20 protein-coding genes are annotated in these 23,837 nt (G+C 62.3%); 18 read left to right on the top strand and 2 right to left on the bottom strand.

Annotation, left to right across the window (positions count from 1 at the left end):
- Positions 1 to 68: 68 nt before the first annotated feature.
- Positions 69 to 722: a hypothetical protein gene (locus tag FJ941_RS23530; RefSeq protein ID WP_246672940.1), complete on the bottom strand. Its 654-nt coding sequence runs from the start codon at positions 720 to 722 to the stop codon at positions 69 to 71.
- Positions 723 to 1,212: 490 nt separating this feature from the next.
- Between FJ941_RS23530 and FJ941_RS23525 the strand changes: the two genes are divergently transcribed.
- Entirely contained in the window at positions 1,213 to 2,142 is a 930-nt protein-coding gene (locus tag FJ941_RS23525) for an NADP-dependent oxidoreductase (RefSeq protein ID WP_246673956.1), read from the top strand.
- A 42-nt stretch (positions 2,143 to 2,184) separates the two neighbouring features.
- Here FJ941_RS23525 and FJ941_RS23520 read toward each other — a convergent pair whose 3' ends face one another.
- On the bottom strand, positions 2,185 to 3,294 hold the full coding sequence (locus FJ941_RS23520; RefSeq protein ID WP_140509321.1) for a branched-chain amino acid ABC transporter substrate-binding protein: 1,110 nt from the start codon (positions 3,292 to 3,294) through the stop codon (positions 2,185 to 2,187).
- A gap of 370 nt (positions 3,295 to 3,664) precedes the next feature.
- Between FJ941_RS23520 and FJ941_RS23515 the strand changes: the two genes are divergently transcribed.
- The 17 genes from FJ941_RS23515 (at position 3,665) to FJ941_RS23435 (ending at position 23,815) form a co-directional block, all read left to right on the top strand.
- The gene (locus FJ941_RS23515; protein WP_246673955.1) at positions 3,665 to 4,339 is read left to right on the top strand and encodes a cytochrome c3 family protein; all 675 of its coding nucleotides are present in this window, start codon (positions 3,665 to 3,667) and stop codon (positions 4,337 to 4,339) included.
- A complete protein-coding gene (locus FJ941_RS23510; protein WP_140509317.1) occupies positions 4,323 to 7,301 on the top strand; it encodes a TAT-variant-translocated molybdopterin oxidoreductase in 2,979 nt (992 codons plus the stop codon). Before FJ941_RS23515 ends, FJ941_RS23510 begins: the two co-directional genes overlap by 17 nt.
- Complete coding sequence (gene nrfD, locus FJ941_RS23505) at positions 7,294 to 8,673, top strand: NrfD/PsrC family molybdoenzyme membrane anchor subunit (protein WP_140509316.1); 1,380 nt, start codon at positions 7,294 to 7,296, stop codon at positions 8,671 to 8,673. The genes FJ941_RS23510 and nrfD overlap by 8 nt, the downstream gene beginning before the upstream one ends.
- Entirely contained in the window at positions 8,670 to 9,197 is a 528-nt protein-coding gene (locus FJ941_RS23500) for a DUF3341 domain-containing protein (protein ID WP_140509314.1), read from the top strand. The genes nrfD and FJ941_RS23500 overlap by 4 nt, the downstream gene beginning before the upstream one ends.
- On the top strand, positions 9,194 to 9,733 hold the full coding sequence (locus FJ941_RS23495) for a cytochrome c (protein WP_140509312.1): 540 nt from the start codon (positions 9,194 to 9,196) through the stop codon (positions 9,731 to 9,733). The genes FJ941_RS23500 and FJ941_RS23495 overlap by 4 nt, the downstream gene beginning before the upstream one ends.
- The gene (locus FJ941_RS23490; protein ID WP_140509310.1) at positions 9,730 to 10,869 is read left to right on the top strand and encodes a hypothetical protein; all 1,140 of its coding nucleotides are present in this window, start codon (positions 9,730 to 9,732) and stop codon (positions 10,867 to 10,869) included. The genes FJ941_RS23495 and FJ941_RS23490 overlap by 4 nt, the downstream gene beginning before the upstream one ends.
- On the top strand, positions 10,862 to 11,359 hold the full coding sequence (locus tag FJ941_RS23485; protein WP_140509308.1) for a hypothetical protein: 498 nt from the start codon (positions 10,862 to 10,864) through the stop codon (positions 11,357 to 11,359). The genes FJ941_RS23490 and FJ941_RS23485 overlap by 8 nt, the downstream gene beginning before the upstream one ends.
- Positions 11,272 to 12,111 (top strand): SCO family protein, encoded by an 840-nt coding sequence (locus FJ941_RS23480; RefSeq protein WP_140509307.1) that lies wholly within the window; start codon positions 11,272 to 11,274, stop codon positions 12,109 to 12,111. The genes FJ941_RS23485 and FJ941_RS23480 overlap by 88 nt, the downstream gene beginning before the upstream one ends.
- Positions 12,108 to 13,067, top strand: coding sequence for a cytochrome c oxidase subunit II (gene coxB / locus FJ941_RS23475; RefSeq protein ID WP_140509305.1), 960 nt, complete (start codon positions 12,108 to 12,110; stop codon positions 13,065 to 13,067). The genes FJ941_RS23480 and coxB overlap by 4 nt, the downstream gene beginning before the upstream one ends.
- Positions 13,064 to 14,704, top strand: a complete 1,641-nt coding sequence (gene ctaD, locus FJ941_RS23470; RefSeq protein WP_140509303.1) for a cytochrome c oxidase subunit I — start codon at positions 13,064 to 13,066, stop codon at positions 14,702 to 14,704. Before coxB ends, ctaD begins: the two co-directional genes overlap by 4 nt.
- Positions 14,704 to 15,342 (top strand): cytochrome c oxidase subunit 3, encoded by a 639-nt coding sequence (locus FJ941_RS23465; protein ID WP_140509302.1) that lies wholly within the window; start codon positions 14,704 to 14,706, stop codon positions 15,340 to 15,342. Before ctaD ends, FJ941_RS23465 begins: the two co-directional genes overlap by 1 nt.
- On the top strand, positions 15,339 to 15,593 hold the full coding sequence (locus FJ941_RS23460) for a cytochrome C oxidase subunit IV family protein (RefSeq protein WP_051442783.1): 255 nt from the start codon (positions 15,339 to 15,341) through the stop codon (positions 15,591 to 15,593). The genes FJ941_RS23465 and FJ941_RS23460 overlap by 4 nt, the downstream gene beginning before the upstream one ends.
- Before the next feature lie 17 nt (positions 15,594 to 15,610).
- A complete protein-coding gene (locus FJ941_RS23455) occupies positions 15,611 to 16,819 on the top strand; it encodes a glycosyltransferase family A protein (protein ID WP_246673953.1) in 1,209 nt (402 codons plus the stop codon).
- A 239-nt stretch (positions 16,820 to 17,058) separates the two neighbouring features.
- Positions 17,059 to 17,994 (top strand): glycosyltransferase, encoded by a 936-nt coding sequence (locus FJ941_RS23450; protein ID WP_246673952.1) that lies wholly within the window; start codon positions 17,059 to 17,061, stop codon positions 17,992 to 17,994.
- Between the two features lie 21 nt (positions 17,995 to 18,015).
- Positions 18,016 to 21,018 (top strand): trifunctional glycosyltransferase/class I SAM-dependent methyltransferase/polysaccharide deacetylase, encoded by a 3,003-nt coding sequence (locus FJ941_RS23445; RefSeq protein WP_246673950.1) that lies wholly within the window; start codon positions 18,016 to 18,018, stop codon positions 21,016 to 21,018.
- On the top strand, positions 21,015 to 22,004 hold the full coding sequence (locus FJ941_RS23440; protein ID WP_140509298.1) for a glycosyltransferase family A protein: 990 nt from the start codon (positions 21,015 to 21,017) through the stop codon (positions 22,002 to 22,004). Before FJ941_RS23445 ends, FJ941_RS23440 begins: the two co-directional genes overlap by 4 nt.
- Complete coding sequence (locus tag FJ941_RS23435) at positions 22,001 to 23,815, top strand: ABC transporter ATP-binding protein (RefSeq protein WP_140509297.1); 1,815 nt, start codon at positions 22,001 to 22,003, stop codon at positions 23,813 to 23,815. The genes FJ941_RS23440 and FJ941_RS23435 overlap by 4 nt, the downstream gene beginning before the upstream one ends.
- Positions 23,816 to 23,837 lie beyond the last annotated feature (22 nt).

The following is a 23,837-nucleotide window of genomic DNA, read 5'->3' as shown; positions in this document are numbered from 1 at the left end:
GTCCTGTTCAACCTTGGTTGCGCTCGAGCGAACGTCCGGCCGATCCACCCGAAAGGTCAGGCAAGAAGTCATTCTTTTGAAGCGTCGGGAAAGCGCACCACCAATTTTTGCTCCGCCGCCGCCCAGGAATGTAGATGGTATCGCCGCAGCAAGAGGATGCTCGCGCCGAATATCAACAGACCCACGATCACGCTGAGCGGGATCGCCGGGCCGATCACCGATGTCACGACCACGCTGGAAAAAACCCCGGCGATGGCACTGCTGATCACGCTCACCATTCCTGCGGCAGTCACGAAGAACTGCCATGGCGAAGATCTAAGACCCTTGTCGACGCGCACGGCCGACTGATCGTCATGGGTGGAATGGATCAGATAGTACTCCATGACGGGCGCATGCTCGACGTAATAATGCCTTATCCGGGCCATCCCGCGCGCATGCACCATATCCTCGATGGCGACTTGCACCGCACGCACGAAAGTGACCAAACCCAGGAAATAAAGGCAAGGGAGCAAAATCAGGCTGAACAGCACGAACGGCCCTCCCATGCGGGTGACCTGGGCGACGAAGCCGAGGGCGATCGCGGCGCTCGAAACGGTGGTCAGGAACAGGTTCGCACGCTGGCTCGCTTCCTGGATCGTGGCCGCCCGTGCGGTCTGCAGAACAAAATGCTCTGTGGTCATGATCTGCAGGATTTGGGGATCGCTTTCATCCACCTTCGCCACCGTAGCCTCCTGGATGCCGCGCGGCGACGTCCCTTCAGAAGGAGGTCCCTATCGCTCCGATCAGAAGAAGTGACGCCGACCCAGCAGCGCATGTTGTCGGCCGGCCATGCACCAAGACGATCGGCCGCCCAGCCGCGGGGCCGATCTCTTCATGGGTGACGTGGAGATCTCGGGTTCCGATCTTGCCAATCATGATTTGACCCAACGTCGCGCCGTTTGGATCGGTTCCAAATCCAAGATTGACCTGCCGCGCATATGGCAGGCGGAGAGGGGACTCCGGCTTGCTGTCAGGAGTTCGGCCTGGAAGCGGAGCCCTTGGCAATGACGGGTGGTCGCTCCTCCAGGCGGCTTCGAGGACCTTGCCTGGCTTCCAAAAACAGCGATCGAGTTGAACCTTCCGCCATCTCAGCTGTTTGGTCACATGCCCCGGCTCTCCGCATGCCCATAGCTCGCGGTGAGGGGGAGAAAAAGCTGACACGGGAGTACGATGATGGCGACCATGAAAGCCGTTCGCATCCACGAATTTGGCGGACCGGACGTTCTCTCACTCGAGGACGCTCCGTTTCCGCAGCCGCACGATGATGAGGTCTTGCTGAAGGTCCATGCCAGCAGCGTCAATCCGGTTGATTACAAAATCAGATCCGGAGGCGGAAAGAAGGACCAACTGCCGATGACGCTTGGCCGTGACGTTTCCGGCACCGTCGAACTCTGCGGCACGAGGGCGCACACGCTCAAAAAAGGCGATCCGTTCTATGCGATGCTGGGACCGGATCGCGGTGGCCAAGCTGAATATGTTGTGGTGAAGGCAATCGAAATGGCCGCCAAGCCACAGTCCGTGGACCACCTGCATGCGGCGGCGGTGCCGCTTGCAGCGCTCACCGCCTGGCAGGGGCTTTTCGACCATGGTGCACTGACGGCCGGGCAGCGCGTCCTGATCCATGGCGGGGCTGGCGGGGTCGGCCATTTTGCTGTCCAGCTGGCAAAGGCAAAGGGCGCGTTCGTTGCGACCACCGTTTCCGGCGAGGATCTCGAATTCGCGCGCTCGCTGGGCGCCGATCAGGCCATCGATTACAAAAACGAGCGGTTCGAGGATATTGTCGGCAAGGTTGATCTCGTCTTCGATCTGGTCGCTGGCGAGACGCAGGATCGCTCCTGGGCCGTCGTCAAACCTGGCGGGATAATCGTGTCGACGCTGGCGGAACCTTCTATTGAGAGCGCACGCAAAGCCGGCGCCCGCGGCATTCATTACATGGCGAAGCCGAATGCAGCCCAGCTTGGCGAAATCGGTCGCCTGATTGACGAAGGCAAAGTGCGGCCGCACGTCGACGCGACCTTTCCGCTGCAGGACGCCGCTGCCGCCGAAGCCTGGCTGGAAAACAAGCATGTGCGCGGAAAGATCGTGCTCGAAGTTGCGCCTTGATTTCGAGGCCAGATGTAGCCTGGGCTGTCCTTCACAAGCGCCTCAGCCTACTGGGCTGTCCTGGCTGCCCTCCTTTTTCACAACGGCTACCTGCCGGAATCGACCGCTCTCGATCCTGTGCAAGGCCGTAACCGCGGCGCGATTATCGCCGTTGGCATCCCAGGAAATCTTTTGTTCGTACGCAATCCCCTGGCGATGTATCCCACGCAGCGCGTCCGCGACGCGATCCCGGGTCGGGTCGCCGTTGTTGGAGGCGACCCGGATGGCATCGATCAACGTCGCCGCGGCGTCAAAGGCATTAACGGCATAATTCCTGATCCGTCCGAAACGCCGCTCGTATCGATCGGCCATTTCCAGCGATCCGGCAATTTCACCCAGTTGCGGACATGCTGAAAGAACGAGGACGCCTTCACCCTGCTCGGCGGCGGCTCCGGTTGGCTCAAGAAAATTTCCGACGTCCCAGCAACCATCGCCGGTGGCGAACAGGCGATCATCCTGCCGGGTCCGCATTTCCTTCACCAGAGGGGCACCCTCGAAGGTCCCGCCATAGAAGATGGCGCTCGCTTCCCGAGGCAAGGAGGCCACGAGGTCCGCGAAATTTCTTTCGCCTTCCTGAACTGTGTGCCGCCGCAGAACAGAGCCGCCGGCAGCTTCAAATGCGGCGGCAAACTCCTTGCTCATGCTCCTTCCATAGACGGTGTCGGTCTGGATGACGACAACAGTTTTCTTGCCCAACTGGCGGACCATGTATTGGGCGATGGCGAGCCCTGTCGCATCGTCACTGTTGGTGAAACGGTAAACGTTGCTCCATCCGGAGTGCGTTAGTGCCGGGTTGGAGACGATCGGACCGATCAACGGCAGACCGGCCGCGGCATAGAGAGGCGCGACGTGCAAGGTAACATTGCTGTTGTAATGGCCGATCGCCGCGACGGCAGCGGCATTGCGAACGAATTCCTTCACGACCCGCTCGCCGTCTTCCTCGCGACCTTTGTCGTCGAGGACGACCGCTTCGATCCGGTGGCCGTTGATGCCACCGGCCTCGTTCGCGCCATCGACAGCGAGCTGGATGGCGTTGGCCATTTCGCGACCGAGCGTCTCGCCCATCCCGCCGAGCGGCACGCCGACGCCAATCTTCAGTGGTGTGTCGGTCAAAGCGGTCAACTCTCGTCGGCCCGGCCTGCGTGCCGAGCGACCGCCCCGGCCAGGCGACGAGGCGCCTTTGTATGGTCGGCAAGAATATGGTCAGGCAATGCCTCTCCTGGCACTATGTCCTGTCTCATGGGCTGTCGCCTCTGTGGTGGCGCGTTTGTCGGTCTAACCGAAGTACGGCGTTTATGTTCCCATCCGACTTCATGGCAACATTGCCGCATCGATCGTGATGATTTCGAACGCCGGGGATTGCGCAGGGTTGCGATTCCCGGCGGTTTTCGGCTGCGTGCTCGAGGGTCACCATTTTGTGAGCAGTCCGCGCCTGCGGAACCTTTGTCACGTCGCAGCCGTTAGGCGCTCGATCCAAAAATGAATGAAAACCGGCGAGGGGATGCCGCAGGTCTTTTCCAGCAATGCCAACGGGATTGCCCGCTTCATACTGTGGGGACTTTGTTTCTTCGCGATTTTCGCGGCCATCGGCGGCACGGCACTTTTGCGTTCGGGGTTCATCACCGGTGTTGGCCGTCCCGTGGCACAGGCAGTCCCGTTCAGTCACAAGCACCACGTCGGCGATATCGGGCTGGACTGCCGCTATTGCCACAATGGCGTCGAGACATCGGCGTCCGCGGGATTGCCCGCGACCGAGGTGTGCATGACCTGCCACTCGCAGATATTCACCAATGCCGACATGCTGGCGCCGGTGCGCGCAAGCCTTGCCTCAGGACAGCCGCTGCAATGGCAGCGCGTCAATTCGGTGCCGGACTTCGTCTACTTCAACCACTCCATCCACGTCGCCAAGGGCGTCGCCTGCGAGACCTGCCACGGCGATGTCGACGACATGCCGCTGATGCAGCGCGCGCATTCTTTGTCGATGGAATGGTGCCTGGGCTGTCATCGCGATCCCGGTCCCAATCTCCGTCCGCCGCAGGACGTTTTCCTGCTGCACTGGAATCCGCCGCAGGACATCGAACAGGTCAGGCGTTCCCTGATCAGCATCCTTGATATCCACCCCGAGACGATGACGGATTGCTATGTCTGCCATCGCTGACATCAAGCCAGTCTCGGTCTCCGATCTAGCGGCATTGCGGCGAGCTGCGACGGGACGCGAGCCGTGGCGGAGCCTGGATGAACTGGCCGATACGGCCGAGTTCCGGCGCTTCGTCGAGGCGGAATTTCCGGCCATCGCCGAACGCCTGCCGTTCGGCCTCGACCGACGCACCTTATTGAAGCTGATGGGCGCGTCACTCTCGCTGGCCGGTCTGACCGCCTGCAGCGAGGCCGAACGCATCGTGCCTTACGTGCGCCAGCCGGAAGACATTATTCCCGGAAAGCCGCTCTATTATGCGACGGCCCTTTCCAACGATGGCCACGGCATCGGCGCGCTTGTCGAGAGCCATGAAGGGCGGCCGACCAAGGTCGAGGGCAATCCGGATCATCCGGCCTCGCGCGGCGCTACCGACGCCATCATGCAGGCGGCGGTGCTGTCGCTGTTCGATCCCGAACGGTCTCGCACCCCGCTCAGGCAAGGCGAGCCTGCGAGTTACGGCGACTTTCTCAAAGACATGGCGAAGCTTGCCGGCGGATTGGCCGCTTCGGGCGGGCAAGGTTTGGCACTGCTGATCGAGGCGACAACATCGCCGACGACCAAGGCGCAGATCGGATCGCTCAAGCAGCGCTACCCCAAACTTCGCGTCTTCAGGCACGATCCGCTTGCGGCCAGCGCGAACGAGCAGGCAACGGCCAAACTGTTCGGCAGGCCGCTGACACCGATCTACCATGTCGACCGCGCCGATGTGATCGTCAGCCTTGATGCCGATTTCCTCGGCGAAGGGCCGGGACGTCTGGCCTATGCCCGCGATTTCGCGCAGCGGCGGCGCGTGCGCAAGCCGACGGACATGATGAACCGTCTCTACGTCGTCGAGTCGACGCCCACAATCACGGGTGCGGCGGCGGATCATCGCCGTGCCGTCAGACCGAGTCTGGTGGAAGGCATTGCGGCGTCGATCAAGGCAGCTCTCGAAAGCGGGCACGATGCGGCGAGTTTGCCGTCGCTCGGCATGGAATACGCGCTTGTCGACGATCTCCGCGAGGCCGGCCGCAACGCCCTGGTGGTGCCTGGCGCGCACCAGACGCCGTTCGTGCATGCGGTGGCCTTTGCCACAAATGTCAGGCTCGGAGCCGTCGGCAACACGCTGGATTTCATCGAGCCGCCGCACGCCATGCCGATCGACGGCGATCTTGCCGCGCTTTGCCAGGCCGTCACGAGCGGATCGGTCGACACCGCCATCGTGCTCGGCTCCAATCCCTTGCACACGGCGCCGTCGGACGTCGATGTGCGCAAGGCCTTTTTGAAGCTGAAGCTTCTCGTCCACTGGGGACTCTATCGCGACGAGACCGCATTTCTGGCGCAGTGGCACATTCCCGCCGCGCACGAGTTGGAGAGCTGGAGCGACATCCGTGCCTATGACGGCACGGCCTCGATCGTGCAGCCGCTGATCCAGCCTCTGTTCGGAGGCAAGAGCCTGCATCAACTGCTGGCGGCGCTCGGCGGTGAGTTCGATGCCGATATGCAAGCCCTGGTGCGCCAGACATGGGCTGACATGGACGAGGCAGGCTGGCGAAAGGCATTGCGCGATGGCGTCATACCGAACAGCGTCATTGCTCCTGTCGTCGTCTCGATGCCGGCGGATATCGGCGATCCCGCGCCGCATGCTCCTGTTGCCAATCGGCTGGAGGTCCGCTTCGAGGCCGATCCCTGGCTTCGCGACGGCCGCAACGCCAATTCGCCGTGGCTGCAAGAGTTGCCCCGCCCGCTGAGCAAGCTCGTCTGGGGCAATGCGGCGCTGATCTCGCCGGCGACCGCACAGCGCCTGGGGCTCGAAAATGGGCAGGTGATCAATCTGGCACGAGGCGGCAAGGATCTCGACGCGCCGGCCTGGATCATGCCCGGACAGCCTGACGACACGGTGACGCTGTCGCTCGGGTTCAGGCGCAAGATCGGTTCGGTCGCCGCGTTGTCCGGTGGCTACGATGCCTTCATTCTGCGTACCACAGAGGCTCCGTGGTTTGCCGATGGCCTCGTGTTGACCGCGCGCGACGGGTCGGCGCGGGTGGTGACGACCCAGCACCATCAGGCGATGGAGGGCAGGGCGATCGTGCGGCACGCGACGCTCGACGCCTTCAGGCAAGATCCGCATTTCGTTCGTGACGGCGTGCCGCCGGCGCCGACGGAATCGCTGTACCGCGACTGGACCTACGACCAGGAAGCCTGGGGCATGTCGATCGACCTCTCGGCCTGCATCGGCTGCATGGCTTGCGTATCGGCCTGCCAGGCCGAGAACAACATCGCGACCGTCGGACCGGATGAAGCCGCCCGCGGTCACGAAATGCATTGGCTGCGCATCGACCGTTACTACGCCGGCGCGGTCGACGACCCCGACACCTTCTTCCAACCCGTGCCTTGCATGCATTGCGAGAAGGCGCCCTGCGAGGCGGTCTGTCCGGTCAACGCGACGATCCACACCCATGACGGCCTGAACGCGCAGGTCTACAACCGCTGCATCGGCACGCGTTACTGTTCGCAGAACTGCCCCTACAAGGTGCGCCGCTTCAATTTCCTCGAGTACCAGGAGTTCGACAAGGACAGCGCCGGGCCACGGCAGGCCGTGCATAATCCTGACGTCACCGTGCGCTCGCGCGGCGTCATGGAAAAATGCACTTATTGCGTCCAGCGCGTCGCCGAAAAGCGCATCCGCGCGCAGATCGAGAACCGCGAAATCGCCGATGGCGAAGTCGTCACCGCTTGCCAGCAGGCATGCCCGACACAGACCATCATCTTTGGGGACCTCAACAGGAAGGGTTCTCAGGTATCGCGCGAGAAAGCCGCGCCGCATAACTATGCCCTGCTCGAAGAGCTGAACACGAGGCCGCGCACCACCTATCTCGGCAAGATCACCAATCCAAACGCCGGGATCGGCGGCAAGCCAGGCACAGAGACCGGCGATGGCTGAAGCGGTCGCCCTCAGAGCCGGAAAAGCCCAGCCGCAAGCGCCGGTGCTGCGGGGGCGCCATGATTTTCCCGAGATCAGCGGCCGTATCAGCGCGATCGTCCTGCAAGGCAAGCTGCCGCGCTTCTTCTGGGCGGCGTTCTTCGTCTGCTTCGCCTTCGTGCTGCTGTTCCTCTATTCCATCACCTACCTGATCTCGGTCGGCGTGGGCGCTTACGGCGTCAACATTCCTGTCGTCTGGGGCACGATGATTTCCAGCTTCGTCTGGTGGATCGGCATCGGCCATGCCGGCACGCTGATCTCGGCGGTGCTGCTTTTGCTGCGCCAGCCCTGGCGTGCCTCGATCAACCGCTTCGCCGAAGCGATGACGCTGTTTGCCGTGGCGATGGCCGGGCTCTACCCGATCCTGCATCTCGGCCGGCCATGGTTCTTCTACTGGCTGCTGCCCCTGCCCAACACCCATATGCATTGGCCACAATGGCGCAGCCCGCTGGTCTGGGATTTTGCCGCGATTTCCACCTACGCCAGCGTGTCGCTGCTGTTCTGGTACATGGGACTGCTGCCGGATCTCGGCGTGCTGCGCGACTGCGCCAGATCGCGCGCCGGCCAACTCTTCTACGGCATCCTGGCGCTTGGCTGGCGCGGCTCGGCCTACCATTGGGCGCGCTATCGGACCGTCTATTTCCTGATGGCGGCCCTTGCCACACCGCTCGTCGTGTCGGTGCATTCGATCGTCGCGCTCGATTTCACCTATGCCATCACGCCGGGCTATCACTCGACGATCTTCCCGCCTTACTTCGTCGCCGGCGCGCTGCTCTCCGGCTTTGCCATGGTGCTGACCATCGCCATTCCCTTGCGCTGGGCCTTCGCGGTCGAAGACCTGATCACGTTGCGCCACATGGAGAACGCCGCCAAGCTGATGATCGCGGCCGGCATGATCGTCATCTACGGCTATGCGTCGGAAGCATTCTTCGCCTGGTATTCCGGGCAGCCCTATGAGCGCGCGATGATGGCCCAGCGCGCAGTCGGTCCTTACGCGCCATTGTTCTGGATCATGCTGTTTTGCAATTGCATCGTGCTGCAGCTGCTCTGGCTGCGCCGCGTGCGGCTCAACATGCCGGTTTTGTTTTCGATCGCGCTGGTCATCAACATCGGCATGTGGCTGGAGCGCTATGTCATCGTGGTAACAGGTCCGAGCCGTGACTACCTGCCGTCGTCCTGGGGCGAGCAGTCTCTGACCTGGCTCGATTTCGGCATCCTGTTCGGTTCGGTCGGTACCTTTTTCGCGCTGGTCTTCCTGTTCATCCGCATCCTGCCGGCGATCACCATCTTCGAGGTCGAGGAATTGGTCGAAGAGAAAAGCGGGGCCGCATGAGCCTCCATGGGGTCATCGCGGCTTTCGCCGATCCCGATGCGCTGACGCAGGCGGCGCGCACGATGCGCGAGAAGGGTTACCGGCGCATGGATGCGTTCTCGCCCTTCGAGGTGCGCGGCCTTGCCGAAATTTTGGGCATGCCAAGGACGCGGCTGCCATGGGCGGTGCTGGCGGGCGGCATTGCCGGCGGGCTGCTGGTTTATGCACTGATCCTCTATTCGGTCGAGATCGACTATCCCGTCAATGTCGGCGGCCGGCCGCTGCATTCCTGGCCGCCTTTCATGGTGATCGCCTTCGAGGCAGCCATACTGGGCGCGGCTCTGGCCGGCTTCGTCGGCATGCTCCGCGCGAACAGTTTGCCGCAATATTACCATCCGGTGTTCAACGCCAAAACTTTCACCTACGCGCAGGGCGGCAAGTTCTACCTTCTCGTCGAAGCCGCCGATCCGAAATACCGCAAGGGCATCACCAGGCGGCAGCTGACCCGGCTTGGCGCGGAGACAGTCGAGGATGTGGAGGCATGAGGTGGCGGACGCCGCTCTTGCTATTCATCCTGCTGCTCGCCGGCTGCAAACAGGACATGGCCGACCAGCCGCGTTACAACCCGCTTGAGGCCAGCAAGCAATTCGCCGACGGCATGTCGGCCCGGACGCCGGTCGATGGCAGCGTGGCGCGCGACACCGACCTCGCGGCAACGCCGGACAGATTTCCGTACCCGGTCACCACAGCGCTTCTCCAGCGCGGGCAGCAACGCTTCGACATCTTCTGCTCGCCCTGCCATGGCCGCACCGGCGACGGCCATGGGATGGTGGTCCAACGCGGTTTCCCGGCGCCGCCGAGCTATCATCAGGACGCGCTGCGCAAGGCATCCGACCGCCATTTCTACGACGTGATCACCAACGGCTATGGCGCGATGTATTCCTATGCCGCGCGGGTGCCATCGACGGATCGATGGGCGATCGTCGCCTATATCAGGGCCTTGCAATATTCACGCTACGCACCTGGCAAGGCGCTGCCGGATACGCTTCGCGCGAAACTCGATGCGGAGGCCGCACGATGAGGCATTTCGCATGGCCCGATGGTGTTTTTGCTCCGATGGTTGTTGCGGCCGCCGCGGGACTTCTGCTTTGCGGCATCGGGCTTTTTCTCAATCCGCAGACAGCGCTTGCCGGCTGGCTGACTGCAGCGCTGTTCCTGCTCGGACTGCCGCTTGGCGCGATGACTGTCCTGATGGTTCATGGCCTGACCGGCGGCCGTTGGGGCGACGCGCTGCGTCCGCCCCTGCGCGCCATTGTCGCGACGCTGCCGCTGGCGCTGTTGTTGTTTCTACCTGTCCTCACCCGGCTCGATCTGGTCTTTCCCTGGGTGGGAGCGGACCCTGCGATGCTGCCGGAAGCGGTGCGACAAAAGCTTGCCTATCTCAACGTGCCATTCTTCATCGGTCGTTTCCTGGCGTGTGCACTGGCGTGGCTGGTGCTCGCTTGGCTCGTCATCGGCTGGACAGCGCCTGATGGCGACAGATCGAGACAGGGGAACACCACCGGCTATGCGATCGGGCTCATTGTCCACGGCCTGGCAGCAACGGTGCTTGCCATCGACTGGATGCTGTCAATCGAGCCGGAGTTCACGTCGACCATCTACGCGCTGCTCGAAGCCGCTGCCGAAGTCGTCGGCGCGTGTGCATTAGCTCTGGTGGTGTTGGCAGCCAGCCGCGCGATCGAGACGATGCCCGGTGGCGAGGAGGACGTGGCGCTTGGCGAAGACGTCGCCAACATGCTGTTCGGCTTCATGCTGATGTGGACGTACCTGTCCTTCATGCAGTGGCTGATCGTCTGGGCCGGCGACCTGCCGGAAGAAATCCATTGGTACGTCCTTCGTGGCCGGAACGGCTGGCAATATCTGCTCTGGCTGCTGATCGCGCTGCAGTTCGTGGTGCCCTTCTTCGCCTTCCTCATACGCTCGGTCAAACGCAGCCATCGCGGCCTGCTGGGGCTTGGCGCGGTCGTTCTTGCCGGACATTTTCTTGACGTCGTCTGGCGCGTTCGCCCGTCGCTGTCGGCAGCCGGCGCGCAGGTGTCCTGGCCGGACCTGGCGGCGTTTGCAGGGGCGGGTGGCGCGTGGTGCGCGTGTTTCCTCTACCTCGGGGAGAGGCCAGACCGCATTGCTGTGTGGCGCAGGAGGCTGGTCCGTGGCTAAGGCCTCGCATCCTGAAACGCGTGATGTCTGGCCACGCGCCCTGCTGCTCTTCGGGGTCGCGCTGGTGGTCTTCCTGGCGCTTGCGGCGCTGGCGCTGAAGCTGATTTTCGACACGGCTCCATACTGGCCCTTGGTGAATGCCGAGAAGACCAGCCAAGCAGGTCCCGCATTACAGCGCTTGCCGGGAGCCGATCTCGCGGCGTTCCGCAAGCGGGAAGATGAGGAACTCGGCAGGCTTGCCTGGGTTGATCGCGGTGCCGGCATAGCGCGCATTCCAATCGAAGACGCAATGAAGCTGGTTGCTGCGCAAGGTCTGCCGGACTGGGCAGGCGCGGCCGCTTCGCCAGGTCAGGATTGCGGCTTGCTCGAAGGCCAGGTCCCACGCGCGCCACAGGCCAGCGATTGCCACGCCGGATCATTCACCGCGCAGCCAAACGACAAGGCGCCCCAGCCGAGCCAAGCCGCACCGGCCCCGGGGGCGAGCCCATGACGCGTTTGGGGCTGCTGGTATTTTTGTTGCTTCTTTCAGCTGCCGCCAGCGCTTCGGCGCGGCCGTCTTTCGAACCGAAAATCGGCGCCCAGCTCGATCTCGATCGGGTTTTTCAAGACAGCTCCGGCAAGCAGGCGCCGTTGTCTGCCATCCTCGACGGTCGGCCGGCGCTCGTCATCTTCGGCTATGACAAGTGTCCCAACCTGTGCGGTGTCACCCAGCAGGCGGTGGCCTCGGATCTGAACAAGACCGGCCTGGATCCTTCCACCTATCACGCGCTTTTCGTCTCGATAGATCCTTCCGAGGCGGTTGCAGACGCGGCCTCCGTCCGGAGCGAGGTCGCGCGGTCCGCCGGTGAGGCCGGCCTGTCGGCCTGGCGTTTTCTGACCAGCGCCGATGGCGCGGGTGCCGACCTTGCATCGGAGGCCGGCATCACCTTCGACCGACGTGACCGCATCGCCCAATACGTCCATCCGATCGCCGTCATCGCGCTGACGCCGCAAGGGCGGATCGCACAGGTGCTGCCGGCGCTGACTTTCGAGCCGCGCGATTTGAGGCTTGCTCTGGTCGAGGCGTCGGCGGGGCGGCTGGGATCGATCGCCGACCATGTCTTCCTGCTCTGCGCCGGCTTCGATAGCTCCAAAGGGCAGTACACCTCGACGATACAGGCGGCTCTAAAGATAGCGGGACTGGCAACGCTGCTGGGGCTCTGTGCGAGCCTTTTCATGCTGACGCGGGGGAGGCGGGTTTGAGCTTCGGCATCCCCTTCACGCCACCCGAGGCCTCGTCGATCGCCGGCAGCATCGACATGTTGTTTTACACCTTGCTGGCATTCACCGCGGCCTTGGGGATCTTCCTGGCGAGCCTCGTCGTCTTCTATGCCATCAAATATCGCGCCGGCTCCAAGGCGGAACGAACCGGCGAGCGCGCGCGCAGCCTGCCCCTGGAAGTGGCCTGGACAGTAGCGAGCCTGCTGATCGCTTTCGCCATCTTCGGGTGGGGCGCCGTGCTGTTCCTGCGCCGCGAACATCCGCCGCTCGACGCGCTCGAAATCGCCGGCCTCGGCAAGCAATGGATGTGGGAGTTCCGCCATCCCGGCGGCCAGCGCGAGATCAACGAACTGCATGTGCCGGTCGGAAAGACGGTGATCGTCTCGCTGGCATCGCAGGATGTCATCCACTCGTTCTTCGTGCCGGCCTTCCGGGTCAAGCAGGACGCCGTGCCGGGGCGCACCACCCATGTCTGGTTCATAGCTGACGAGCCGGGGCGCTATCATCTGTTCTGCGCGCAATATTGCGGCACGCAGCATTCGGAAATGGGTGGCTGGGTAACGGCGATGCCGCCGGAAGATTATGCGGCGTGGCTGGGAAACCAGGGCAAGGGCGACACGCTCGCGGCCGATGGTGAAAAACTGTTTCGGGCGCTCGGCTGTTCCGGCTGCCATGAAAAGTCCAGCAAGGTGAGGGCTCCGGATCTTGCCGGCATCTTCGGACGGCCGGTGGCGTTGGACAACCAGCAGACAGTCGTCGCCGACGAACGCTATCTGCGCGATTCCATCATAGAGCCGAAGAAGGAAATCGCCGCCGGTTACGATCCGGTGATGCCGAGCTTCGATGGAATTGTCGACGAGGGCGAGATGCAGATGCTGCTCGCCTATCTCAAATCGCTTTCACCGCGGGCGGCAACCAGGAACGAGGCGACCCAATGAGCACCGAAGCGCTGAGGCCTTCGAGCTATCTTGGCGAGGGCGCCGGTCCCGCCGCATGGCTGTTCACCACCGACCACAAGCGCGTCGCCTGGCTCTATTTGATGTCGCTTACGGCTTTCTTCTTCCTCGGCGGCGCCTTTGCCGTGCTGATGCGCGTGGAACTTGCCACGCCTGCCGGCGACCTCGTTTCCGACGATACCTACAACCGATTGTTCTCCCTGCACGGCATCATCATGGTGTGGTTTTTCCTGGTGCCGTCGATTCCGGCGACATTAGGCAATTTCCTTTTGCCACTGATGATCGGCGCGCGCGATCTCGCCTTCCCGCGCCTCAACCTCGCCAGCTGGTATGTGTTCATCCTCGGCAGTGCCTTTGCCCTGGCCTCGGTGCTCGCCGGCGGCGTCGACACGGGCTGGACGTTCTACACGCCGCTCTCGACACTCTACGCCAACGGCTTCGTCTCCATGGCGGCCCTTGGCGTCTTTATCGTCGGTTTCTCGACGATCATGACCGGCATCAATTTCATCGTCACCATCCACACGTTGCGCGCGCCGGGACTGACCTGGTTCCGGCTGCCGATCTTCGTCTGGACGATGTACGCCACCGCGCTGGTGATGGTGCTGGCAACGCCCGTGCTGGCCGCCTCGCTGATCCTGATCGTGCTTGAACGGGTGTTCGGCATCGGCATCTTCAACCCGGCGCTCGGCGGCGACCCGCTGCTGTTCCAGCATCTGTTCTGGTTCTATTCGCACCCGGCCGTCTACATCATGATTTTGCCAGGCATGGGCGTGGTCTCGGAGGTGCTGCCCTGCTTCAGCCGCCGGCCGCTGTTCGGCTACAAGGCCGTTGCCCTGTCCTCAATGGCAATCGCGGTGTTCGGCTTCCTCGTCTGGGGCCACCACATGTTCGTCTCCGGCCAATCGGCCTATGCCGGGGTGCTGTTCTCTTTCCTGTCGTTCTGCGTCGCCATCCCCTCAGCTATAAAAGTGTTCAACTGGAGCCTAACGCTGCGCAAGGGCGAGATCACCTTCGAGACGCCGATGCTTTACGCGCTGTTCTTCCTGGCGCTGTTCACCTTCGGCGGGCTGGCGGGTTTGTTTCTCGCCGCGCTCGCCATCGATGTCCACGTCCACGACACCTACTTCGTCGTGGCGCATTTCCACTACATCATGGTTGGCGGCATGGTGACGGCCTACATGGCGGGGCTGCATTTCTGGTGGCCGAAACTGACCGGCCGCATGTATTCCGAGACGTGGGGGCGGATCGCGGCGACCGTCACCTTCCTCGGCTTCAACCTGACCTTCTTCCCGCAATTCGTGCTCGGTTTTATCGGCATGCCGCGGCGGTATCATACCTATCCGCCCGAATTTCAATTCTGGCATGTCCTGTCGTCGGCCGGCGCGGTGGTGCTGGCATTTGGCTACCTGATGCCGTTGTTCTATCTCGGCTGGTCGATGTTTCGAGGTGCGCGAGCGCCCGCCAATCCGTGGCGCGCGACCGGGCTCGAATGGCAGACGGCTTCACCACCGCCACCGCATAATTTCGACACCATGCCGAGCGTCAGCCGGCCCGCTTATGACTATGCGATGAAGGGGTTGCAGCACGAGACGTTCAGTCCGCACAAGGACGAAGCCTGATGCGTTCATCCACCGAAAGTGTCGCCTTCGATACAAAGGCCCGCGAGAAGGCCGCCGACACGTTCGGCATGTGGGTGTTCATCGGGTCCGAGGCGATGCTGTTCGGCGCGATCCTGCTGGTGTTCCTGATCGCAAGGATCAGCTACGGCACGGCTTTTGCCGCTGCTTCACAACGCCTGTCGCTGCCGCTCGGCACGCTGAACACGGCCGTTCTTTTGACCAGCAGCTTTGCAATGGTGCTTGCTCACATGTTCGCGGCCAGCCGGCGTTGGCGCCCGGCTGTCTGGGCTTTGATCTGCACGAGCCTGCTTGGAGTTGTTTTTCTACTCGTCAAGGCCGTCGAGTACGGCAGGGAATTCAACGAGGGCCTGGCGCCGGTTCTTGGCGCGCCGTTCAGTTTCACAGGCCCCGATCCGACCCACGCCGAGTTCTTCTTCGCGCTTTATTTCGCCATGACATCGCTGCATGCGCTGCACCTGATATGTGGCATCGCCGTGATCGCCGGTATGCTGCTGCTTTGGCCAGGAACCACGGAGGCCAGCCGCATCCATCGTGTCCAGGCAATCGGGCTTTACTGGCATTTCGTCGATATCGTCTGGGTCTTCCTGTTTCCCGTTCTCTATCTGATCAACCGATGAGCCACATCCGCAAACTTATAGTCGCTTACCTCGGGCTGCTGGCCTTGCTGGCTTTGACGGTGGGCTCGTCGTTCCTCGACCTCGGCGGATTGAACTCCGCGCTCAACCTGGCGATCGCCGCGGCCAAGGCCGCGATCATCGCCACTCTGTTCATGCACCTGACCAGCGAGGGCATCTTGCCCCGGCTGGCGGTGGCGGCGACAGGCCTGTGGCTAGCCGTTCTGTTTGGCTTGACGTTGATCGGACAGTAGGGCCGAGCCTACTAAATTTGGATTCAGCGACGCCGCAATCACAGCGCGACCAGGATATTCGCTACCGGTCAGGATTCGGCGACCGGAGACTGCTGGTTGACTGGTTTATTAAGGAAAAGCTAATGGATCGGCGGTTTTGCCGCGAATTCGCCCCGATCTTTGACGAGAGCGGTACCGACGACCATGCCCGCATAATTTTTATCAACCCTTGCGGAGAAAACGAAGTCCCGATGATCTCGGACAAAGCCACAGTTGGTGTCGTGGTGCCGATGTTCAATGCCGAGCGAACCATTCGCTCTACCCTGACCAGCATCTGCCGGCAGAGCTACCGGACATTGGACATCGTCGTGGTCGACGATGGATCGACTGACGGGTCCGCATCGATCGTGGCCTCCTGCGCCGAGAAGGATCGGCGCATACGCCTCATAGGGCAGTCAAATGGCGGTGTCGCGCACGCTCGCAACAGCGGTGCCGCTTCTACTGACGCAGAGTTTCTGGCGTTTGTCGACGCGGATGATCTTTGGGCTCCATCCAAAATCGCACTTCAGTTGGGCGCCCTGAGGGACGGGGGCTCGTCAGCAGGCCTGGCCTATTGTTGGTTTGCGCATATCGACGAGGACGATCGGGTCTTCTCGCTGCACAATCAGCCCGATGCCCAAGGTCACGTTCTCCAGCGCATGTGCAGACAAAATTTTGTCGGTAACGGAAGTTCGATGCTTGTCCGCCGCTCCGCATTCGAGCGAGCCGGACAATTCGATCCGTCGCTGCGAGCCAGGAGCGCACAAGGCTGCGAGGACCTTCTGATGTGTCTGAGAATAGCGGAAAGTTACGAGTTCCGCGTCGTGCCCCAGTACCTCGTGGGTTACCGGATGACGAATTTCAACATGTCGAGCGATGTCATGCAGATGCTTCGTTCCTGTGAAATTGTCCTTGCCGAGTTTCGTCGAAAATATCCGCAATTCGAAAGCGATCTCGATGCCCATCTGGTCGACATGATCCAGTGGCTTGCCACAAGAGCTTTGATTGAGGGGCGGTTTCGCGCGGCCGGCAGCCTGTTGAAGACGTCAGTCACCCTGGACCCGCGCACGACGATTTCGCGTTTGCCCGACATGGTAAACTCATATTGCCGGGCCAGGCTGGTTCCTCGCTGGATCAAGGTTGGCATGAAACGGATGTTACGCACAGACGCCGAGTTTCGGCCTGTTTACGGCGAAATTAGCTGGTGAAGATGTCATCCACCCCAGACGGGCACGCGAATATACTGAAAGCGGAACTGCGCGAGATGTTTGGCGTGGAAGGCTGCGCGGGTGTCCGCCATGTGGATTTGGACATCCAAGATGCTCCCGAAGGCTGCGATGCCGGCATGATCGTCTTGTGGCGCGGCGGACTGCCGGTCGGGCATTTGCTCAGGGCGAGCGACGGAGAGTGCCGCATTGCCCCGATAGCGACCGCTCGAGACTCAAGCATGATTGCACCGGTTCTGGACCTGCCGAGCGCCAGCGTGGTCATCTGCACGCGCGACAGGCCGAACGAATTGCGGCGCTGCCTCGCCTCGCTTCCTCGGCAAACCTTCCCGCCTGAAGAGATCATTGTGGTCGACAACGCATCGAGAGGCAGCGAAACGCGCGAGGTAGCGCTCGCTGCCGGCGCGATCTATGTGCGCGAGGATCGACCTGGCCTGGATATAGCCCGCAATCGGGGAGCCTTGCGTGCATCCTCGGAGATCGTTGCATACACCGATGATGACGTTCTGCTTCATCCGCAATGGCTTGAGCGGCTGGTCACGGCATTCGATGGTCCCTCGATCGGCGCGGTGACGGGTCTCGTATTGCCCGCCGAGCTTGCCACCGAAGCGCAGTGCTATTTCGAGACATTCTGGAGTTTCGGGCAGGGCTATACACCCCGAATTTTCCGCGCGGCCGATTTTGCCGCCAGCAGGCACGAGGTGTTCCCAGCCTGGAAAATCGGGGCCGGCGCCAGCATGGCGTTCCGGCGCGACGTGTTCGACCATGCCGGGTTGTTCGACGAGCGCCTCGACGTCGGTCAGGCCGGATGTTCGGGCGATTCCGAATATTGGTACCGGCTGCTCGCCAATGGATATGACTGCCGTTACCAGCCCACCTCCGTCGCGTTCCATTTCCACAGGCGGACCATGGAAGGCTTGGCCAAGCAAATCTACTCCTACATGCGCGGTCACTCAGCGGCGTTGCTCGTCCAGCACGAACGGACCGGCGTCAAGGCGAATTTGACGCAGGTTCTCAAATGGAAGCCACTTTGGTACCTTGGCAGGGTTCGCAGGAGGCTGCTTGGACGCAGTGTCCCTGAGGACCATTTCCTTTGGCAGGAAATCGCCGGCTATGCTTCGGGAATCCTGTTCTACCTCCGAACCAGGCGCGGGTAAGACGGCGTGGCGCATAATCCCTTGGTTTCAGTCGTGGTGCCTGCCCGGAACGCCGAGGTCACGCTGACACAGGCGCTCGATTGCCTCCTCGCTCAGGGCATCGCTGATTGGGAGGCGATCATCGTCGATGATGGCTCGACGGATAATACCGCACAAATCATCGCCGGTTATGTTGAGCGTGATGCCCGGTTTCGGACAGCGAACTCTTGCGCCCATAGCGCCGCGGGGGCGCGCAATGAAGGGATTTCGATGGCGCGTGGCCGCTGGCTGATGTTCCTGGATGCGGACGATTGGGTGGATGCCGGCTTCCTCGCAAAGATGCTCGCCGCACTGGAGGCCGCGCCGGATGCCGTGGCTTGCTATTGCGGTTCCCGGCGCGTGATGCCCGATGGCGCACTGACCCCGTCGAGCATCGCGACCGAGGTTGCGATTGAACCCTTCGAGGCCTTCGCGCGCCGATGTGCCATCCGCACGCACGCGCTGCTGATCGACCGGGAAACAATCGTCGAGTTGGGCGGCTTCGATGTGTCGCTGCACACCTGCGAGGACTGGGATTTGTGGCAGCGCGTCGCACGTCAAGGCAAACCTTGGGTGATGGTCGACGAGCCGCTCGCTTTTTATCGGGCAAGCCCCAACTCGCTCACCCGCAATTCGAGGCAGATGCTGGCAGACGCGGAAATCGTTATCGCCCGCGGCTTTTCCGCCGACTCCAGGGTCAAGCATCCAGCGTCGGCGCATGCCAATGGGGCGATCTCGGCGGACGGCCGCACCGCTTCCCAAGCACTGGCGTGGTTCGCGCTGTGGATCGCGGCAGCTGATTGCGGCGGCGGCGGCGGCTCGATCGACCGGCAGATCCTGCGTGCGCTCCCGGCCAGATATGAATGGGTGCGTGAGATCGCCAAGGTCGTTTTCGACGGCCTGATGGTGGGAAGCCTGTCGGTGCCGGAGCAATTGGCTTCCAGGTGGGACAGGTTCGGCGGCCCCTTGAGCGGTCTGATCATCGACCTCGGCCAAGTCTGGGGCGATCCCGTGGCGGGTCGCCGCGTACAATATCATCTTGAGCAAATGCTTCTCGACTTCGACGATCTTGCCGCGCCGCGCCCGCTGGCGCTAACGCTCGGCATTCGCGTCGATGCTCGAAATCCGACCTCGACCGAATTGCCGGAAGGGATCGATCAAATCTACGCCTACCTGATGATCGACGGCAAGATCGAGGCTCTGGTGCAGTTCGGTGCGCTCGGCAGAGTGACAAGGCGTCATTGGATTGAACTGATTCTCGATTTCGTGACTCCTCAGGAGGTCATACGCGGCCTGTCCGGCTACCAGCGCATGGCGTTTCGCTTCCGGAAGGGAGCCGCGCGGCTGACGGGCCGATCGCCCCTTCCAGATCCGCGACAGAACGCCGGAGCCGACAAGCAGGATAAGTTTGCAGCAGACGCATTGCTGTCGGCGGCGGGACGCCGGTCTGATCCGGGCAGCCACTACGACAGACTGGCGCGGTTGGCAGCGGAAGCCGAAGGGCTGGTGCGTTCGAGTGCCGAGGCGGTAGAACCTCTTGCGCCGCCGCGCCGTGTCCGGGCCGAGGGTGGGCGCGACAATGATCGCGCGTCGTTCTGGGATCGCCATTTCGCGACTGAGGATCCCTGGAACTACGGTTCGGCCTATGAGCAGGAAAAATACGAGCGGCAACTCGAAATTCTGCCGGCCGGTCCCATAGAGCGGGCGCTTGAACTGGCCTGCGCGGAGGGCCACTTCACGCGGCAACTGGCGCCGCTGGTGGGCCATTTGACCGCAACCGATATTTCCGCCGTAGCCGTCGAACGCGCGCGCGCGCGCTGCTCGGATCAACTGAATGTCGAGTTCGCCGTGCTGGATTTCGCCGCGGCTGTCCTGCCGGGTGGGATGGACCTGATCATTTGCTCGGAGGTGCTTTATTTCCTGGACGATCCCGCCGAATTGCGGCAACTCGCCTCAAAACTCGTCGCGGCGTTGGCGCCTGGCGGCAGTCTTGTCAGCGCAAACGCATTCGTGCTTCGGGACAATTTGGAACGGACGGGCTTCGATTGGGATAACAAATTCGGCGCTCAGGTGATCTCGCAGACGTTGGCAGCGACGGAAGGCCTCGTCCTCGAGCGATCGATCCAGACCGATCTCTACCGCATCGACCGCTTCCGCCGCGTGTTACCTGAGGATGTGGCAACGGAACCGACGATCGACCATGTCCCAATCCGCGCGCCGATCGAAATAGAGGTCGCGCGAAATATCGTCTGGGGCGGGGCGCGGGCGCTGCGCCGCGAGGTCGCGCGCAGCGAGCGGCGGCAACGCGTCCCTGTTCTCATGTATCACAGCATCTGCGATGAAGGTCCGGCCGCGCTCGCCCGTTATCGGTTGACCCCCGCCGCGTTCGCCGACCAGATGGCATGGCTGCGCGCCAATGGCTTTCACACGATCATTTCCGATCAGCTGGAATGGTTCGTCGCCAACCGCCATCCGTTCGTTGGCCGCCCGGTGCTCATCACCTTCGATGATGGTTTCCAGAACTTTGCCGACCAAACCTGGCCGATCTTGCGAGCGAACGACTTGACCGCGGAGGTCTTCCTGGTGACGGACCTTGTGGGGGAAAGCGCGCGGTGGGATGCCGACTTTGGTCCACCGGCGCCGCTCATGGACGCCGGGACGGTGCGTCGCCTCGCCACCGAAGGTGTATTCTTCGGAAGCCATCTGGCGACGCACCGCGCGATCGATGGTCTTTCGAGCTCCGACCTGGCCGGTGAGCTGTTACGCTCACGGATGTTCATCGAACGGTGGACCGGCCGGCCCACGATGGCGTTCGCGGCACCTTTCTCGGTCACCGACCGACGGCTTGGCCGCCTGGCCAAGGAGTGCGGCTATCGGATCGGCTTTGGCGGCGGACATGGGCCGGCGGACCTTAATAGCGATCCCATCGACCTTCCCCGCATCGAGATTCGCGGCGATCGTTCGCTCGATGACTTTGTTGCCATTTTAGAGGCCGTCCTTGAATGAACGGCGAACCGGTCAGCGTCATCATCCCCGCGTATAACGCGCAAGATACGATCGACGAGACGCTCCGCAGCGTTCGCTCGCAGTCCTACAAGGCGCTTGAGATTATTGTCGTCGACGATGGGTCGCGCGACCAGACTGTCGCCATCGCTCGGCGTCACATGGAGCTCGACCCGCGCGTGCGGCTGATCGAGCAGGCAAACGCCGGGGTAGCCGCTGCCCGCAACAGGGGATGGCAAGCGGCGCGATCTGATATGATCGCATTTGTCGATGCCGACGATCTCTGGGCGCCGACTAAGATCGAGCGGCAGATGGCTGTGCTCGATCGGACAGACGAGAAAGTAGGGCTCGTCTACTGCTGGTATTTGGTGGTCGATGCCCAGGGTGCGGTAACCGATGACCGGCATCGGCCAAACTGGCGGGGCGATGTGCTTGAACGCCTCTTCCACGGCAATTTCGTTGGTAACGGCAGCGCCGCCCTGGTACGCCGACAGGCACTGATAGACGCCGGCGGTTTCGAGAGCGGACTGCGAGAGGCCGGTGCGCAGGGTTGTGAAGATATCCTCTTCTATTGTCGCGTCGCCGAAGGGTACCACTTCGAAGTCGTCGAAGAGCCGCTGGTCGGGTATCGCTATTTGCCGGGAAATATGTCGAGCGACATGACCCGCATGCTGCGATCCTGGATGCTCGTGGTGGACGAGATGCTCGGCCGCCACCCGGATGCGGCACCGACGCTGCGTGAGGGCCTGCATTTCTATTCGGCCTGGCTCCTGGAGCGAACGTTGCGCCAGAGGCAACCGCGCTATGTGCTCCCGATCCTGTCACTGTTGCTGCGCCACCATCCGGTGATCGCCATGCGGATAATCGCCTTCGATTTGCCGTGGATCGGTACGCATCTGGCCAAGCGTGTCGCGACGAGGCTGGCGCGCGGTCGGGGGCCGATCCGCCCGCGGGTGACCACGCGCTTCCCGATCGGGGACCTGAAATGAGCGACGCCAAGGATGCCATACGCCGCGGTGCGGTCCGTGCTTCGTTGCGCGATCTTTCACACCTGCTTCGCATCGTTGGAAAGCCGCGCTGGGCGACCCCCGTGCTGCTCGCGCTTGGTTTTCTGTCGTCCTTGGCCGAGACGCTCGGCATCACCCTGATCCTGCTGTTCCTCTATCTGGTGTCCAACCGGATCACGGAGGCAGGAGGTGGCCTTCAAGGTCGAGCGCTGGGCCTGGCAGTCGCCTGGTTCGGTAGTCCTACCCGGCTCGCCTTGGCGATCCTGCTGCTCATCCTCGCGCGTGGTGCGCTGGCGCTGGTATATTCGTTGATCAGCTCCAGCATTGGCGAACGGATCAGCGAACGGTCGCGAAACCTCGTCCACCAACAATATCTCAGTGTCGCTTTCGGAACCATCCAGCAGCACGAGCAATCGCAACTCATGGAGGTGCTCGGGACGGAATCGTGGTTGGTCGCGCAGGCTTATGGCGCGGTCACCCGGCTCATCATAAATAGCTGCTCGATCGTCGTGTTCGCCGTCTTCCTGCTCACTATCTCCTGGAAGATCCTGCTGATCGCAGCCCTCGGCTCAATCGCGATCTCCGCAATCTTGCGCATCTTTTCGCGGCCCGCGCGTGACCTGGGCCATCAGGTGAAGAAGATCCACCAATTGCTCGGCGAGCACATGCTCATGACGCTCCAGGCGTTGCGCACCATCCGCGCCTACGGACAGGAGGCGCTTCATCAGCGCCGCTTCGTGCAATCATCGGCGGCCGCGCGCAACGCTTCGTTGTCCATGATCCGCCTGTCGTCATGGATCGGGCCAACCACCGAGATCGGCTACCTCGGAATGTTGGGCTCCATCGTTCTGGTCTCGGGGTGGTGGCACATCAGCTTCGAGGTGACGCTGGCCGCGGTCGCGCTGCTGTATCGATTGCAACCGCATACCCAGGAGTTCGAAAGCAACCTGCTGTTTCTGGCGCAGATACAGCCGCAACTGCGCTCGGTCCTGGAGATGATCCAGTCCGAAGACAAGGAATATCCATCGCAGGGAACAATCGCGATCAGGAATTTGGACGCGAGTATCGTCTTCGAGCGCGTCACCTTCGGATATGATCCAAACGCGCCGGTGCTCACGGACCTGTCGCTCGAGATTCCAGCCGGAGTAACCACGGCCCTGATCGGCGCAAGTGGCGCCGGCAAGACCACGATCGTCAATCTCCTCCTGCGGCTATACGAACCGACCTCCGGAGAGATCAAGATCGACGGTACCCGGCTCCAGGATATCAGGCGGGACGATTGGCTTTCCAAGATCGCGGTGACCGGGCAGGACGTCGACCTGGTCGAGGGCACGGTGACGGAGAACATCCGAATGGCCAAAGCCGATGCGACCGAAGAAGAGATCCTTGCCGCCGCCCGCAGTGCGGGGGTCGCGGCATTCGTCGAGGACCTTCCCGACGGTTACGACACCTGGATCGGACAGGAAGGACTGCGATTTTCCGGTGGCCAGCGACAGCGCATCGGCCTCGCGCGAGCCGTATTGCGCGATCCGGACTTCCTGATCCTGGACGAGGCTATGAACGCACTCGATACCGCGCTCGAGGACCAGGTTCGGCGTGCGATTGATAGAAAGCTTGGCAACAGGACCATTTTGCTGATCACGCACCGCATCGAAACGGCGCGTGACGCCGCAAACGTCATTTGGATAGAGGACGGCAGAGTGAACAGCCAAGGGCCCGCTTCTCTCGTCGTTCCTCAATATCAACGTCGCCAGCACGAAATCGTATGTGCCTCCGAGGCCGAGGGTAAGTGATCCCTACTTGAGGACGCCGCTT

Origin of the sequence: Mesorhizobium sp. B2-3-13 (assembly GCF_006442195.1) — a bacterium.
Lineage (GTDB): Bacteria > Pseudomonadota > Alphaproteobacteria > Rhizobiales > Rhizobiaceae > Mesorhizobium > Mesorhizobium salmacidum.
The sequence above is the reverse complement of the archived record's forward strand: the minus strand, read 5'-3'. Positions and strand labels throughout refer to the sequence as shown.